We start from the raw sequence: 15,434 nt of genomic DNA, 5'->3' as shown, positions 1-15,434 counted from the left end.
GTGACCGCCATTCACCTTGAAAACCTGGTCAAGCGGTTCGGAGCCTTCACGGCGCTGAAGACGATGGATCTGGAGATCCGCGACGGCGAGTTCATGGCGCTGCTCGGCCCCTCCGGCTGCGGCAAGTCGACCACAATGAACATGATTGCCGGCATGGAGGGCCCGTCGGAAGGCCGCATCCTGTTCGACGGACGGGACATGAACGGCGTGGCGATGGGACGCCGCGGCGTCGGCTTCGTGTTCCAGAACTATGCGATCTTCACCCACATGAACGTCTACGACAACCTCGCCTACGGCCTGCGGGTCCGCGGGTTGCCGGACGCCGAGATCGACAGCCGGGTAAAGAAGATTGCCGATTTCCTGCAGCTGACGCCGCTGCTCAAGCAGCCGTCCGCCAAGTTGTCGGTGAACATCCTGCAGCGTCTGGCGATTGGCCGCTCGGCGATCGTCGAGCCGGCGATTTTCCTCCTCGACGAACCGCTGTCGAACGTCGATGCCGCCTTCCGTGCGGTCATGCGCACCGAACTCAAGCATCTTCAGCGCCAGTTCCGCCAGACCATGGTCTATGTGACCCACGACCAGCTGGAAGCGATGACCATGGCCGACAGGATCGCAGTGATGGATCACGGCGTCCTGCAGCAGGTGGGTACGCCGCTGGAAGTCTACAACAACCCCGTCAACCTGTTCGTGGCCGGCTTCATCGGTTCGCCGGGCATGAACCTTCTGAGGGGAAGCCTTGCAGATAGCGACCGCGGTCTCGTCGTGGATCTCGGCGAACTGGGTCTGACCGCGCCGCTCTCCCCGGAAGTGGCAGCCGCGGCGCGCGCCCATGCCGGCCGCGAGGTCGTCTACGGCTTTCGGCCGGAACGGGTCTCGCTCTCGGTGACGGGCGAGGGAGTGCCCATGCCGGTGACCTTCGTCGAGCGCATCGGCGCGCGCACCATCGCCCATCTCGGCACCGGCGCGCAGCGGGTCAAGGCGGTCTTCGACAACGATGTCACAGCCGAAAGCGGCACCACCGTCTCCGTCGCAGTCGAACCCGCGTCCGTCCGGCTCTTCGATGCCGCAACGGGCATTGCCATCAGGGAGGCGTGACGATGGCCGGTATCTCCTTCCGCAATGTCACCAAGCGCTACGGCAAGACTGTTGCGGTCAAGAATGCGAGCTTTGATATCCAGTCGGGCGAGTTCTTCTGCTTTTTCGGGCCGCCGCTTTCCGGTAAGTCCACGATCCTCAAGCTGATACTCGGACTTGAGACGCCCGACGAGGGTGAGGTGCTGATTGGCGGCAAGCCAGTCAATCACGTTGCGCCGGCGAGCCGCAATGTTGCGATGGTGTTCCAGAACCTGGCGCTCTTTCCGCACATGACGGCTGCGCAGAACATTCGCTTCCCGCTGGTGGAACGGAAGGTGCCGGAGGCGACGATCAAGGCGCGCGTCGATGAAGTGGCGGCGAAGCTTCACATCGCGCACCTGCTGCACAAGCCGCCGGCGCAGCTGTCGGGCGGGGAACGCCAGCGCGTTGCCATCGCCCGGGCACTGGTGCGCGATCCCGTCGCCTACCTGATGGACGATCCGATTTCGGCGCTCGACGCCCGGCTGCGCGAAGAGACACGCGTTGAGCTGAAGCGGATCCAGCGCGAGCTCGGCCAGACGCTGATCTACGTGACCCACGATCAGGAAGAAGCGATGTCGGTGGCGGATCGTATGGCGATCATGGAGGACGGCGAGATCCGACAGATCGGCACGCCGGTCGAGATCTACGACCGTCCCGCAAGCCGCTATGTCGCCCAGCTTCTCGGCGCGCCCATGATGAACCTGATGGCGGTCGACGCTTCCGGGCTGGAGGCGGGCGAGGGCACGATCATCCTGCCGGGCCAGGCGATGCCGCAGGACGTTGCAGGCGTCGGCATCCGGCCGGAAGACCTCAAGGTCGAGCCCTGGGCCGAAAGCCATCCGGGGCGGCCGGCAACCGTCTACGAGGTCGAACCCCTCGGCGGCTACACCGTCGTCACGCTCGACACTGGCGGCCAGAAGCTGCGGGCGCTCATGCGCGGCCAGCCGGACGTTCGCATCGAAAGTGCTGTGGCGCTGAGCTGCAACCCCGAGCGGATACACTTCTTCGGCGCGGCGGGAGAGGCGCTGCGTCCATGAACAGACAGATGAAATGGGAGGAACGAATGAGCGACTCGAACGGCTTCGTGCCTGATCCGCCGGTGCGGGTGAAGGATTACAGGATCGGCTGCATCGGGGCCGGCATGATCATGGCCGAATGCCACCTGGCTGCCTACAACGAGGCCGGCTTCCCAGTCGTCGCCATCGCGTCGCGTACGACGGACAAGGCGAAATCCGTCGCCGAGCGCTGGGGCATTGCAACGGTGCATGACACGCCGTCGGCGCTGATCGATGATCCGCAGGTCGAGATCCTCGACATCGCCTATCCGCCGGACCAGCAGCCGGCACTGATCCGCGAGGCGCTGGGCAAGCCGCACATCAGGGCGATCCTGGCGCAGAAGCCGCTGGCGCTCACGCTGGACGAAGCCCGCGCTTTGCGCGACGAGGCGGCGAGAGCCGGGAAGATCCTCTCGGTCAACCAGAACATGCGCTACGACCAGTCGATGCGGGTGCTGAAGCAGATCCTCGACCGGGGCGAGCTCGGGACCCCCGTCATGGCGACGATCGAGATGCGAGCCATCCCGCACTGGCAGACCTTCCTCGAGGACTACGACCGGCTGACGCTGTCCAACATGAGCGTGCACCACCTTGATGTGCTGCGCTTCCTGTTCGGCGATCCCGACGCGATCACCACGGTGACGCGCACGGACCCGCGCACGAAATTCGCCCACAAGGACGGCATCACCGTTTCCACCCTGACGTTCCCGAGCGGCGTCCTTGCCGTATCGATGGAGGACGTCTGGTCGGGGCCGCGCGAAGAGGGTTTCGACAGCGACATCTATATCAAGTGGCGCGTCGAGGGGACCGACGGTGTGGCGCAGGGCACCATCGGCTGGCCGGACGGGTCTCCGTCCACCCTTTCCTACGCCTCGAAGAAGACCACCGGCGGCAAGTGGGTCTCGCCCGAATGGGCAACCATGTGGTTCCCGCATGCCTTCGTCGGCGTGATGGAGCAACTGCAATATGCGGTGAAGTCCGGCGAGCCGCCGGCGCTCTCCGTCGCCGACAACGTCAAGACCGTCGCGCTCGTGGAGGCGGGATACCGCTCCATCGAGGAGGGGCGAACGGTCAAGCTTTCAGAAATCGCAATCAACTGAATTCCAAGGGAGGATTTTCATCATGATGCAAACCGGCATTTTCTCCGGATATTTCCCCTACGGGCTCGAGGAGACGGCCCAGAAGATCAGGGCGCTCGGCTTCAACACCGTCCAGCTCGACATGCACTTCAAGGATATCGACCTTTCGGCCGGCCAGATCACCAAGGACAAGTGCGTTCGCATCCGCGAGACGTTCCGCGATCATAACCTGCCGATCTGCTGCATCTCCGGCTACACGAACATCATCCATCCCGACAAGGCCGAACGCGAGCGCCGCGTCGGCTACCTGAAGGAAATCATCCGCTACGCCCAGCACCTCGGCACGCCCTATGTGATTTCCGAGACCGGCACCTTCAACACCGAATCCGACTGGGTGCATCACCCGAAGAACAAGACCGAGGAAGGCTTCGAGGAATGCCGCAAGGTCATCGCCGACCTGTCGCAGCACGCCTATGACCATGGCGCGGTCTTCCTCCTGGAAACCTACGTCAACAACGTGGTCGGCTCGGTCGAGGAAACGGTGAAGATGTTCGCCCAGGTCGACCATCCCGGTCTCGGGCTGCTGATGGACCCGACCAACTACTTCGAATCCCACAACATCGACCGCATGGACGAGATCCTGAACCAGGTGTTCGACACGCTGTCGGACAAGATCAAGATCGCGCACGCCAAGGACGTTAAGCGTTCCGGCGACGACAAGACGGAGAAACACGCCGACATCGGCGATGCGGAGGCGCTCGAAAGCCACACCTTCCGTGGGGTCGGCGAGATCGAGCTGCCGGCACCGGGTCTGGGTTCGCTGAACTACGACCTCTACCTCCAGCGGCTTTCCAAGAAGCACCCGAACATCCCGATCATCATCGAGCATCTCGATGAGAGCGACGTTCCGCGCGCCAAGAAGTTCCTTGACGGCAAGCTGCGCGCCAACGGGCTCTAAACGCCAATCCGGCAGCCGGGCCCTGGTCCGGCCGCCTCAACCGAAGACAGGACAGTCCGCAACACCGGGCTCACAACAGGAATACTCTCATGGTCGAACTCTACGGGAGGGCGATGTCGCGCCGCGACGTTGCCGCCAGCGCCGGATCCTTTTCGCAATTTGCCGGCGTGCGCCTGATGACGCTCGGAGACGGTGTCGAGCGCGGCATCCGCATGCTGGAGTTTCGCAGCGGTACGGGGCTGCGCTTCACCGTTCTCATCGACCGAGCCTTTGACATTGCCGACTGCGAATATCGCGGCATGGCGATCGGCTGGAACTCGCCGGCCGGCTTCAAGCATCCGGGCCTTGCCGAATATGAGGGCGAGGGCGGGCTGGCGTGGCTGCGCTCCTTCTCGGGTCTGATGGTCACCTGCGGCCTCGACCACATCCTGTTCATGAACGACGAGCCCGGCGACACCTACGTCTACGGCCCGCGCAAGACCATCAGCCATTCGCTGCACGGCCGCATCGGCACCATTCCGGGCAAGCTCACCGGTTACGGCGAAGACTGGGAGGGCGACGACTGCGTCCTCTGGTGCGAGGGCGTGGTGACGCAGGGAACGGTGTTCGGCGAGCATCTGGAACTCGTCCGCCGTATCGAGATCAAGGCCGGCACCAACGACATCAGGCTGACCGACCGGGTCGTCAACCGTGGCTTCTACCGCACGCCGCACATGTACTGCTACCACATCAATGTGGGCCACCCGGTTTTGGCGGAAAAGTCGCGCTATCTCGCGCCGCTCAAGGAGGTGGTCTGGGCGGCGCATGCGGGGGCCGACTATCGCAAGCAGGAAGTCGGCTACCGCACCATGCCGGCGCCGCAGATGAACTTCCACGAGCAGGTCTGGCAACACGAGATGATCGCCGACGGCAACGGCGAAGTGCCGGTGGCACTCGTCAACGACGCGCTCGGCATCGGTTTCGAAGTCGTCACCCGCAAGGACCAGTTCCCCTGCATGTACGAGTGGCAGAACCTGCAGTCGGGCCAATATGCGCTGGGCATCGAACCGTCGACCAACCACGTGCTCGGCCACACCGCAGCGCGCGAACGCGGCGAACTCATCTGGCTCGAACATGGCGAGGAGCGCCGCTACGACACCACCTTCCGCATCCTGCCCGATGCCGAAGCTATTGCGGCGAGCGAGCGGAGAATCCGGGGGCTTTCGGGGCAGCCGGCCGAAGAGTTCCCGGAACCCACCGGCAACCACGCGGAAATCGGAGGCCGGCGATGAACCTCCAGCTTTCCCCAGCCAAGGAGACGCTTTCCGCCATGTCGATTTCAGGCAAGGTCATACTCTACACGGGGGCGGCCGGCGGCCTTGGCACCGATACGACGCTGAGTTTCCTGCGTGGCGGTGCCAGGGTCGTCGCCATCGACAATGACGAGAGCAAGACGCGAGCATTGCTTGATGCGGCGGCGAGAGAGGGCCTGAAGGGCCTCACGGTGCGGGTGATCGACCTCTCCGACCTTCTAGGCCTGCGAGCGGAGCTCGACCGCTTGACCGGCGAGGTCGGCGGCATCGACGTCGTCATCAACAACGCCGCCATCTATCCCTCGAAGCCCTTCGAGGAATACGGCATCGAAGATTTCCAGGCGGTTCAACGGGTGAATGTCGATGCAGGCATTGTCTGCGTCCAGGCGGCCCTGCCGCATATGCGCAAACAGGGTTGGGGGCGCATCGTCAACATTTCCAGCGTCACCGTCTATGGCGGGTGGGCGAACCTTGCACCCTACGTGCAGTCCAAGGGCGCGCTCGTCGGGCTGACGCGGGCCTGGGCGCGCGAATTCGGCGCCTACGGCATCACCGTCAATGCCGTGGCGCCCGGTGCCTTTCCGACGGATGCGGAGAAGATCCACCCGGATCCGGAAGGCTACACGCGGTTCGTGCTGGAGCATCAGGCGGTCAAGCGGCGCGGCAGCCCTGCCGATATCGCCGCCGCCCTGACGTTCCTGATTTCCGATGCTGCAGGTTTCATCACCGGCCAGACGCTGAACGTCGATGGCGGCTGGGTGATGCACTGACCCTTTGTCACACTCAAGGAACTGAAAGAAATGGGAATTCTTAGCGGATTTCGTGTCCTCGACTGCTCGATCGCCATGGCCGGGCCGTTCGCCGCGCAAAGGCTCGGCGATCTCGGGGCCGACGTGATCAAGGTGGAGCCGGTCACCGGCGAATGGCAGCGGCATGTCTCGGCGGGCGGGGCCGGCGGAAACAAGATCAACGTCTCGTTCCTGTCGCTGAACCGCAACAAGCGGTCGCTCGCCGTCGACCTCAAGTCGGCCGAGGGCAAGCAGGTGTTGCTCGACCTCGTGAAGACGGCCGACGTCTTCCTGCAGAACTATCGCCCGGGCGTGGCGAAGCGTCTCGGCGTCGACTACGAAACCCTGTCGAAGATCAATCCGCGGCTCGTCTATGTCTCCATGTCCGGCTATGGCGAGGATGGCCCCTACATTAACCGGCCCGGACAGGATCTCGTGCTGCAGGGCATGTCCGGCGCCATGCTTTCGGCCGGACGCGGCGACGAGGCGCCGACGGCGGCCGGCCAGTATCTCGTTGATGCGATCACGGCCTACAGCGCCTTCGAAGGCGCACTCGCGGCCCTCTTCCACAGGGAGCGGACGGGGGAAGGGCAGCTCGTGCAGGTCAACATGCTGGACGCGATCGCGACGATCCAGATGCAGGAGCTGTCGGTTTTCACCATCGGCAACAAACCGCAGACCCGCTCGGCCGAACCGCACGCGCATGTCTATATCCGCGCACCCTATGGCGCCTTTGCCACCAGCGACGGGTTCATCATCGTCGCCTTCCCCAAGCTGAAGACGCTGGGCGAGGTGATCGGCGAGGAAAGCTTCCTGACGATGGAGGACGAAGTCGACAGCTGGACCAAGCGTGACGAGATCTTCGCCAAGACCCGCGAACGACTGAAGACCCGAACGTCCGCAGAATGGCTGGAGCGGATGCGCGCCGCCGACATCTGGTGCGGTCCGGTCTACGGCTATGCCGATCTCGTCGAGGATGCGCAGATCAAGCACAATGGCACCTTCGTCGAATATGACCATCCGACCGAGGGGCGGGTGAAGACGCCCGGCTTCCCGATCAAGTTCTCCAAGACGCCATCGACCATCGACCGCGGCGCGCCGATCGTCGGCCAGCATACGCGCGAGATCCTCAAGGAGGCCGGCTACGACGACGCCCGTATCGCCGGGCTGGAGCAGGCGGGGGCCGTGGCCTCCGGGGAGCTTTGACCATGCAGCGTCTGAAAGGGCTGACGTGGGACCACCCGCGCGGCTACAACGCCCTCGCTGCGGCAGCAAGACGCCCGGAGCTTGCCGAAAGCGGCCTTGCAATTGAATGGGAAAAGCAGCCGCTCGAAGGCTTCGAGTCCCATCCGATCGCCGATCTCTGCGCGCGCTACGACCTCGTCGTGCTCGATCATCCGCATGTCGGCGAGGCCCTCGCCGGGGATTGCCTCCAGTCGCTGGGGGAGGTGTTCGGCGAGGAGACGGTGCGGGCGATCGAGGCGGACAGCATCGGCCCGTCCTTGCGCAGCTATCGGTTCGCGGGCGCCCATTGGGCGCTGCCGCTCGACGCGGCGACGCAGGTGCTGGCCGCCCGCACAGACCTCTTGCCCGCGGCCGTGCCGGGCCTGTGGGAAGACGTCGTCTCCCTGTCGCGGCAAACGGGCAGGGTGGCGCTTTCGCTTGCCGGCCCGCACGCCGCGCTCTCCTTCCTGTCGATCGCTGCCGCCTTTGGCGAGCCCCCGGCTGAAAGGGACCCCGACATTCTGGTCTCCGTCGAGACCGGAAAGCGCGTCTACGACCTGATGTCCGATCTGGCCTCGCGCAGTCCGCGGTCTGTCAGGGACAAGAACCCGATCGGAATCCTCGGCCACATGGCTGAGAACGACGACGTAATCCTTTGCCCGCTGGTCTACGGCTACGTGAACTATGCCGCCCCCGGCAGCGGCCACGCGATCACCTTCCATAACGCACCGCGGGCTGTCGCCGGCGGACGACCGGGCTCGACGCTGGGCGGGACGGGCATCGGCATCTCCAAGCGATGCGAGGTTACCCCCGCCCTGAAGCAGCACCTTCTCTGGCTGATGGGACGGGAAGCGCAGGTCGGCTTCATCCCCGACCATGACGGCCAGCCGTCACGCCGCGAGGCCTGGCACGACGGCGGGGTGAATGCCCGGTGGGGCAGCTTCTACGAAAACACCGCCGATACGCTGGAGCAGGCCTATGTCCGCCCGCGCCACGACGGCTACATCGCCTTCCAGGGACAGGCGTCGGCACTGCTGCGGCAGGCCTTCGAGGAAGGGGCACCGGCCGGTGGCGCGCTCGATCGATTGCAGACCCTTTACGCAAGCCACCGCTCAGCCGGCGGCGAAAGGTAGGAATGACATGACCGAAGACATCCTCTTTGCCGTGGACGGTGCCATCGCCACGATCACGCTCAACCGTCCGCAGAAACTCAACGCGGTGACGCCGGAGATGGCCGATGCGATCGTAGCCGCCGTCGGAGAGTGTAACGACAGCGACACGATCCGGTGCGTCATCCTGACGGGCGCGGGGGAACGCGCCTTTTGCGCCGGCTCCGATATCCGCGAGCTCGACACCTACGAGACGCCATGGCAGTTCCGCAACCGTCCCGACTATTGCGACGCCTTCCGCGCGCTGCTGAAGCCGACGATCTGCGCCGTTAATGGATATGCGCTCGGCGGCGGTCTTGAAACGGCGATGTCCTGTGACATCCGTATTGCCTCGGACAATGCCCAGTTCGCCGCCCCCGAGATCAAGCTCGGCTGGATCGGTGGCGGCGGCATGGCCGCCCATCTCATGCATTCGATCGGCGCCTCCAACGCCGCGCTGATGCTGATGACGGGCGACACGATCCCGGCGGAAAAGGCGCTGTCCTGGGGCCTCGTCAGCGAAGTCATCGCGCCGGACGAACTTCTGCCGCGGGCGCGCGCGATCGCGGAGGTCATTGCCTCGCGGGCGCCGATCGCCGCCGAGACGGCCAAGGCCAATCTGAAGGCCGCGGTCTCGATGCCGATCGACAAGGCGATCGAATACGAGCGTGACCTGCAGACGATCTGCTTTGCCACGCAGGACGCCGCCGAAGGACGGGCCGCCTTCAAGGAAAAGCGCGCGCCTGTCTTCAGGCGCCGGTGATCGCCATGCAGGCAGGACTGACATTCGTGCGCGGCCTTGGCCGCCATCGTGAGGCCTCGGTCTTCGCGATGCTTGCCGCCGTCGCTATCTACCTCTCCTTCGCAAGCGATTATTTTCTCGAGCCGCGCAACCTGCTGAACGTCGGTCGCCAGGCCTCGGTCGTCGCCATCGTCGCGCTCGGCCAGGCGCTCGTGATCATCGCGCGCGGCATCGACCTGTCGGTCGGCTCGGTAATCGGCCTGTCGGCGGTGGTGGCAGCAGTACTGATGCGGGATACGGGCAGCGAGGCCATTGGCCTCACGGCGGGCCTGCTGACAGGCCTTGCCTGCGGCCTCGTCAATGGCGTGCTCTACACCCGCTTTCGCATCAATCCGTTCATCGCCACGCTCGGTACGCTTTCGATCGCGCGCGGCATCGCGCTTCTGATGACCGGCGGCATTCCGGTGCCGTTCGGCGGCTTTGCGGAGTTCGTGGGCGCCGGGCGCATCTTTGATATTCCGGTGTCCTTCCTGCTAATGATCGTGCTGGCCGTGGTCGTGCACCTGTTCGCCAGCCGGACCGTCATCGGCCGCGAAATCTACGCGATCGGCGACAATCCGAAGGCGTCGCGGCTCGCGGGCGTGAACCTGCGCGCCATCCGGCTCTTCGTCTTTGCGTTCTGCGGTCTGCTCGCGGGCCTGGGCGGGCTGATCCTTGCCGGCAATCTCGCCAGTGCCGATCCGAACCTCGGCATGGGCTACGAACTCGACGTCATCGCCGCCGTCATCCTCGGCGGCACCGCCCTCAGTGGCGGTCGCGGCTCGATTCTCGGGGTGGTCATCGGCGCGCTTCTGATGGCGCTTCTCAACAACGCTTTCGTGCTGCTCGGCATTTCCGCCTACTGGCAGGTGGTGACGAAGGGGCTGGTGATCATCTTCGCCGTCGGCCTGGACGGGCTGCAGCGCGGCGGCGACGACGACTGATAGATATTTGATGGAGGAGACGAACATGCTTTTCAACAAACTCAGGACTATGACGCTTGCGGCGGTTGCCGCCACGACCATGTCGCTTCCCGCACTTGCAGCCGAGGCGCCGCAGGGCGGCAGCGTCGCCGCGGTCGAAAACACCAAAGGGCCCGTCCGGATCGCGTTCCTGTCGTTCCAGAACAACCCGTTCTGGACGCCGGTGACGGAGGGGGCGAAGGCCGCCAACGATTATCTTTCGAAGTTCGACGCGACGGTGGATTTCGTCGATCTCGGCGACGAGCTTTCTGCGGAAGCCGTCGTTGCCGGCATCGAGGGGGCGCTCGCCAAGAAATATGACGGCATCGTCGTGGTGCCGATCTTCGACGGCACGGCGCGCATCATCAACGAGGCGACCGACGAGGGCGTTCCGGTCTTCAATATCGTCGCCGAGGGGGCGACGGAATCCAGGCGCCTTGCCTTCATCGGCCAGGACGCGACCTCGGCGGGCAGGCAGATCGGCGAGTTCATTGCCGAGAAGATGGACGGCAAGGGCAAGCTCGGCGTCATCACCGGCTACTTCGGCGCCACCCAGCACACCCAGCGCATGAACGGTGCGCTGGATTATCTCAAGGCCACCTTCCCGGACATCCAGATCGTCGGGCCGTTCGAGAACAAGGACAAGGCCGAATCGGCCTATTCGCTCGTGCAGGACATGATGACCGCCAATCCCGACCTCTCGATGGTGTATGTGACGGCGGGCGGCCCATTTGGCGCGGCGAAGGCAGTCAAGGATCTCAACCTCACCGGCAAGGTCGGCGTCGTCGGGTTCGACCATACGCCCGACAACATGCAGTACCTGAAGACGGGCGAGATGGTCGGGCTCCTCGACCAGGCGCCCTACCAGCAGGCGCTCGATTCCAGCGTGATGCTTTATAACTACGTCGTCGCCGGCCAGGAACCGCCTGCGAAAGTCATTCCGGTGACCGGAAAGCTGCTGACGTCCGATGATGCAAAGTGACCGCATGAACGAGGCGGCTGCGCCGGACGCAGCCGCCGCTTCGGCGCAGCCGCCGCTCATCCGGGCGCGCGGCATCGCCAAGAGTTTCTCAGGCAACGCGGTGCTCCATTCCGTCGATCTCGACCTGCATGCGGGCGAGGTTGTTGGCCTCCTCGGCGAAAATGGTGCGGGCAAGTCGACGCTGATGCACATCCTGTCGGGCGGCCTTCAGCCGGATATGGGCACGATCGAGATGGAGGGTGAACCCGTCCGCTTCGGCTCCGTCGCGGAGGGCATCGCGGCCGGCGTCAGTTTCGTGCACCAGGAACTCTCCGTTATCGGCGCGCTGAGCGTGGCGGAGAACCTTCACCTTGGCCGAATGGCGAAGACCGGCGCCGGCCTGGTGGACTTCCGGCTCATGCAGGAGGCGTCGCGTGCGCTTCTCGAACGGGTGGGGGCTGGCCACATCGATCCGCGCCAGGAGGCAGGTTTGCTTCGTGCTGGCGAGCAGCAGCTGATCGAGATCGCCAAGGCTGCGGGCCGCAAGCCGCGCCTGCTGATCCTCGATGAACCGACGTCCTCGCTGACGCCGCACGAGGTCGGCGGCTTCTTCTCCTATGTCCGCGAGGCGCGCGCGGCGGGTGCCGCCATCATCTTCATCACCCATCGCCTCGAAGAAGCAATGTCGCTCTGCGACCGCGTCGTCGTCCTGCGCAACGGCGCGATCGTCAGCGAGCGCCGGCCGGCCGAAACGAACAGGCAGCAACTGATTGCCGACATGACCGGCAAGCCCGCGATCTACGAGCACAGGCCGCGGTCCGTGCGCGGCGGCGAGATCGCGCTGTCGCTTCGCGGCGTATCCGACGATCGCCTGCTCGAGGGTATCGACCTCGACATCCGCAAGGGCGAGATTTTCGGCATGTTCGGGCTCGTCGGCGCGGGGCGGACGGAACTGCTGGACCTGATCCACGGCGTCCATCGCCATAAGGCCGGCACGATGACGCTGTTCGGCAAAGAGCTGTCGCTGCGCGATCCGAGCCAAGCGGTGAGGGCGGGGATCGCACTCGTTCCCGAGGGACGCAAGACGGCGGGCATCCTGCCGCAGCACTCCGTGCGCGACAATGCGGCGATCAGCAGTCTCAGGCGCTTCGCCAGGGGCGTGTTTTCCGATCGCGCAGGTGATGCCGGTCGCGTGGAGCGCCACCGCCACAGCCTCGGCATCCGCATGGCGTCGGATCGGCAGGCGATCTCGACGCTTTCGGGCGGAAACCAGCAGAAGGTCATCTTCGCACGCGCCCTGATGGCCGATCCGCGCCTGCTTCTGCTGGATGAACCGACCCACGGCGTCGATGTCGGCGCCAAGTCCGATCTCTACGAGATCGTGACCCGGGAGGCGGACAAGGGATTGACGGTCATTGTCGCCTCCTCGGAGGTCCCGGAAATCCTGGCGCTTTGCGATCGCGTCGCGATCCTCTCCAAGGGAAGGCTTGCGGGGGTTCTCGAACGCGCCGAGATGACCGAAGATCGAATTCTGACCATGGCATTCAAGGAGCACTGAACGTGAGCACGAACCAGAAAGCATTTGCGACCGGGGTCTTTGTCGGCAGGGTCTGGAACCCCGCAGTGGCAGGGCCCAGCGTGGTGGTCGTGCGGGACGGAAACGTGATCGACATCACCTCGAAGACGGTGCCGACGATGCGCGACCTGCTGGAGCGCGAAGACGCTGCGGCCTATGCGGCGAGCGCGGAGGGGCCGGTGCTGGCAGATCTCGAGGGTCTCCTTGCACGGGGTGTCGGCACGCCCGAGGCGAATTCCGTCCATCTTCTCGCGCCGAACGACCTGCAGGCGGTGAAGGCCTGCGGCGTCACCTTCGCGCGCTCGATGATCGAACGGGTGATCGAAGAGCGTGCGGCAGGAAACCCCGATGCCGCCCAGAAGATCCGGGAGAAGGTGAGCGCGGTCATCGGCGAAAGCCTGCGCGACCTGAAAGCCGGCTCACCCGCGGCCTTGAAGGTGAAGGAGGCGCTGATCGAGGAAGGCGTCTGGTCGCAGTATCTTGAAGTCGGTATCGGCCCGGATGCGGAGGTCTTCTCCAAGGCGCAGGTGCTTTCGTCCGTTGGACACGCGGCCGATGTCGGCCTGCATCCGATTTCCAAGTGGAACAATCCGGAGCCGGAAATCGTGCTCGCGGTCAATTCCCGCGGCGTCGTCCAGGGGGCAGCACTCGGCAACGACGTCAATCTTCGCGACGTGGAAGGACGCTCCGCGCTTCTGCTGGGCAAGGCGAAGGATAACAATGCGTCCTGCTCCATCGGCCCCTTCATTCGCCTGTTCGATGCTACCTACACGATCGACGACGTGCGAAACGCCGAGTTGACGCTGCGCGTCGAGGGCGAGGACGGCTTCGTTCTCGACGGACGCAGTTCGATGAAGGAGATCAGCCGCGACCCGCTCGACCTTGTCGGCCAGACGATCGGCCGCCATCATCAGTATCCGGACGGCTTCATGCTCTTCATGGGAACCTTGTTCGCACCGACAGAAGACCGGGACGCGCCGGGGCAGGGCTTCACCCACAAGATCGGCGATATCGTCACGATCGCCAATGACAGGCTCGGCGCGCTGACGAACCGCGTCCGCCTCTCGACCGAGTGTGCGCCCTGGACTTTCGGGGCCTCGCATCTGATGCGCAACCTTGCGGCACGCCAGCTACTTTGACGAACCTCAGGGAAGGCCGGCGGGATCTTCCGCCGGCCTTCCCCTTGCCTGAAGGTTACGAAGATTTAATGCGGGCAGTCGTTGACGTTCGCAGGTCGACTAAATAACGGTACCAAGTAGTTCTGTTATTAGTGTCGATCATGAAGCTCAGATATCCAATCATTCTACTATGCCTGCTTGCCGCGGCTGCCGCCTTCTTCCTGAAGGAAGATCTGTCAGCCGCACAGTCGGCCAGCTATCTCACCGCACACGTGGAGAGGGGCGACATCGAGGAAACCGTACTGGCGAGCGGCACGCTCAAGCCGTCGCGGCTGGTCGCCGTCGGTTCGCAGGTGTCGGGCCGCATTACCGCGCTGAAGGTCAAGCTCGGCGACACCGTGCGCGAGGGCGATCTCATCGCCGAGATCGATTCCACCACGCAGGACAACGCCCTGCGCAAGTCGAAGGCAGCCCTTGCGAACGTTCAGGCACAGCGCAGCGAAAAAGTGGCCGAACTCGAAAATGCGCGGCTGACGCTTAGCCGGCAGCAGACCATCTTTTCCAAGCACGTCGGTTCGGAAGCGGATCTCCAGTCGGCCGAAGCGGACGTCAAGATGGTTGCCGCACAGATCGAAGCGCTGGACGCCCAGATCGCGGAGGCCGAGGTGGCCGTGGAGACCGCCAGGGCCGACGTCGGCTACACGCGCATCACCGCGCCGATGGACGGGACCGTCCTCGCGGTCGTCAACCAGGAAGGCCGTACCGTCAATGCGATCCAGTCGGCGCCGACGATCGTCATCCTCGGCGACCTCACGACGATGACCGTGCGGGCCGAAATCTCCGAGGCCGACATTACGCGCGTCAAGGAAGGCCAGCCGGTCCGCTTCAGCCTGATCGGCGACCGGGCAACGGCCTACGACGCGGTCCTCGCTTCGATCGAACCCGCGCCGGAATCGATTACGAGTGACAGCAGCGTCCAGACCTCGACCTCGACGTCGCAGACTTCGTCTTCGTCCTCCTCGTCCGCAATCTACTATATCGGCGTGTTCGACGTTCCCAATGACGACGGTCGCTTCCGCACCTACATGTCCGTGGAGGTCAGCGTCGTGCTCGGCGCGGCCAAGGGCGCGTTGACGATACCCTCTTCTGCGCTGGGAACGGCAGAAGGTCCGGGGCGCTACCGTGTACGGGTCATGGCCGCCGATGGCACGGTGGCGGAGCGGAGCGTCGAAATCGGCCTGAACAACAAGATCACCGCCGAGGTCCGCTCCGGGCTGGAAGAGGGCGAGCGCGTCGTCATCAGCTCGGCGAGCACAAGCGCCTCTCCCGCAAGGACCGGTCGCGCCGGTGGCCCGCCGCCGATGGGACTCTGACCG

14 protein-coding genes are annotated in these 15,434 nt (G+C 64.6%); all 14 read left to right on the top strand.

Annotated features, from left to right (window positions below; all coding sequences use genetic code 11):
* The 14 genes from CRO48_RS03585 (at position 1) to CRO48_RS03520 (ending at position 15,431) form a co-directional block, all read left to right on the top strand.
* Complete coding sequence (locus CRO48_RS03585; RefSeq protein ID WP_097136373.1) at positions 1–1,095, top strand: ABC transporter ATP-binding protein; 1,095 nt, start codon at positions 1–3, stop codon at positions 1,093–1,095.
* 2 nt (positions 1,096–1,097) lie between these two features.
* On the top strand, positions 1,098–2,153 hold the full coding sequence (locus CRO48_RS03580) for an ABC transporter ATP-binding protein (RefSeq protein ID WP_097136372.1): 1,056 nt from the start codon (positions 1,098–1,100) through the stop codon (positions 2,151–2,153).
* Between the two features lie 26 nt (positions 2,154–2,179).
* Positions 2,180–3,271: a Gfo/Idh/MocA family protein gene (locus CRO48_RS03575; RefSeq protein WP_097136370.1), complete on the top strand. Its 1,092-nt coding sequence runs from the start codon at positions 2,180–2,182 to the stop codon at positions 3,269–3,271.
* A 22-nt stretch (positions 3,272–3,293) separates the two neighbouring features.
* On the top strand, positions 3,294–4,208 hold the full coding sequence (locus CRO48_RS03570; RefSeq protein ID WP_097136369.1) for a sugar phosphate isomerase/epimerase family protein: 915 nt from the start codon (positions 3,294–3,296) through the stop codon (positions 4,206–4,208).
* An 89-nt stretch (positions 4,209–4,297) separates the two neighbouring features.
* Positions 4,298–5,479, top strand: a complete 1,182-nt coding sequence (locus CRO48_RS03565; protein ID WP_097136368.1) for an aldose 1-epimerase family protein — start codon at positions 4,298–4,300, stop codon at positions 5,477–5,479.
* Positions 5,476–6,270, top strand: a complete 795-nt coding sequence (locus tag CRO48_RS03560) for an SDR family NAD(P)-dependent oxidoreductase (RefSeq protein ID WP_097136367.1) — start codon at positions 5,476–5,478, stop codon at positions 6,268–6,270. The genes CRO48_RS03565 and CRO48_RS03560 overlap by 4 nt, the downstream gene beginning before the upstream one ends.
* Before the next feature lie 30 nt (positions 6,271–6,300).
* On the top strand, positions 6,301–7,494 hold the full coding sequence (locus tag CRO48_RS03555; protein ID WP_097136365.1) for a CaiB/BaiF CoA transferase family protein: 1,194 nt from the start codon (positions 6,301–6,303) through the stop codon (positions 7,492–7,494).
* Between the two features lie 2 nt (positions 7,495–7,496).
* Positions 7,497–8,645, top strand: a complete 1,149-nt coding sequence (locus CRO48_RS03550; protein WP_097136364.1) for a type 2 periplasmic-binding domain-containing protein — start codon at positions 7,497–7,499, stop codon at positions 8,643–8,645.
* A gap of 7 nt (positions 8,646–8,652) precedes the next feature.
* A complete protein-coding gene (locus CRO48_RS03545) occupies positions 8,653–9,423 on the top strand; it encodes an enoyl-CoA hydratase/isomerase family protein (protein ID WP_097136363.1) in 771 nt (256 codons plus the stop codon).
* Between the two features lie 5 nt (positions 9,424–9,428).
* Entirely contained in the window at positions 9,429–10,385 is a 957-nt protein-coding gene (locus CRO48_RS03540; RefSeq protein ID WP_097136758.1) for an ABC transporter permease, read from the top strand.
* A gap of 25 nt (positions 10,386–10,410) precedes the next feature.
* A complete protein-coding gene (locus CRO48_RS03535; RefSeq protein WP_097136756.1) occupies positions 10,411–11,385 on the top strand; it encodes a sugar ABC transporter substrate-binding protein in 975 nt (324 codons plus the stop codon).
* Positions 11,372–12,922, top strand: a complete 1,551-nt coding sequence (locus CRO48_RS03530; RefSeq protein WP_097136362.1) for a sugar ABC transporter ATP-binding protein — start codon at positions 11,372–11,374, stop codon at positions 12,920–12,922. Before CRO48_RS03535 ends, CRO48_RS03530 begins: the two co-directional genes overlap by 14 nt.
* Positions 12,919–14,079: a fumarylacetoacetate hydrolase family protein gene (locus tag CRO48_RS03525; protein WP_097136754.1), complete on the top strand. Its 1,161-nt coding sequence runs from the start codon at positions 12,919–12,921 to the stop codon at positions 14,077–14,079. Before CRO48_RS03530 ends, CRO48_RS03525 begins: the two co-directional genes overlap by 4 nt.
* Before the next feature lie 140 nt (positions 14,080–14,219).
* Positions 14,220–15,431, top strand: a complete 1,212-nt coding sequence (locus CRO48_RS03520) for an efflux RND transporter periplasmic adaptor subunit (RefSeq protein ID WP_097136360.1) — start codon at positions 14,220–14,222, stop codon at positions 15,429–15,431.
* Positions 15,432–15,434 lie beyond the last annotated feature (3 nt).

The organism is Rhizobium subbaraonis (assembly GCF_900220975.1).
In the GTDB taxonomy this organism is placed as follows: domain Bacteria; phylum Pseudomonadota; class Alphaproteobacteria; order Rhizobiales; family Rhizobiaceae; genus Mycoplana; species Mycoplana subbaraonis.
This window is presented reverse-complemented; position numbering and strand designations above follow the sequence as displayed.

Coding starts and splice junctions, on each gene's coding strand:
- CRO48_RS03520 (WP_097136360.1), top strand. CDS start 14,220: ATGAAGCTCAGATATCCAATCATTCTACTATGCCTGCTTGCCGCGGCT.
- CRO48_RS03555 (WP_097136365.1), top strand. CDS start 6,301: ATGGGAATTCTTAGCGGATTTCGTGTCCTCGACTGCTCGATCGCCATG.
- CRO48_RS03570 (WP_097136369.1), top strand. CDS start 3,294: ATGATGCAAACCGGCATTTTCTCCGGATATTTCCCCTACGGGCTCGAG.
- CRO48_RS03575 (WP_097136370.1), top strand. CDS start 2,180: ATGAGCGACTCGAACGGCTTCGTGCCTGATCCGCCGGTGCGGGTGAAG.
- CRO48_RS03540 (WP_097136758.1), top strand. CDS start 9,429: ATGCAGGCAGGACTGACATTCGTGCGCGGCCTTGGCCGCCATCGTGAG.
- CRO48_RS03580 (WP_097136372.1), top strand. CDS start 1,098: ATGGCCGGTATCTCCTTCCGCAATGTCACCAAGCGCTACGGCAAGACT.
- CRO48_RS03550 (WP_097136364.1), top strand. CDS start 7,497: ATGCAGCGTCTGAAAGGGCTGACGTGGGACCACCCGCGCGGCTACAAC.
- CRO48_RS03565 (WP_097136368.1), top strand. CDS start 4,298: ATGGTCGAACTCTACGGGAGGGCGATGTCGCGCCGCGACGTTGCCGCC.
- CRO48_RS03560 (WP_097136367.1), top strand. CDS start 5,476: ATGAACCTCCAGCTTTCCCCAGCCAAGGAGACGCTTTCCGCCATGTCG.
- CRO48_RS03535 (WP_097136756.1), top strand. CDS start 10,411: ATGCTTTTCAACAAACTCAGGACTATGACGCTTGCGGCGGTTGCCGCC.
- CRO48_RS03530 (WP_097136362.1), top strand. CDS start 11,372: ATGATGCAAAGTGACCGCATGAACGAGGCGGCTGCGCCGGACGCAGCC.
- CRO48_RS03545 (WP_097136363.1), top strand. CDS start 8,653: ATGACCGAAGACATCCTCTTTGCCGTGGACGGTGCCATCGCCACGATC.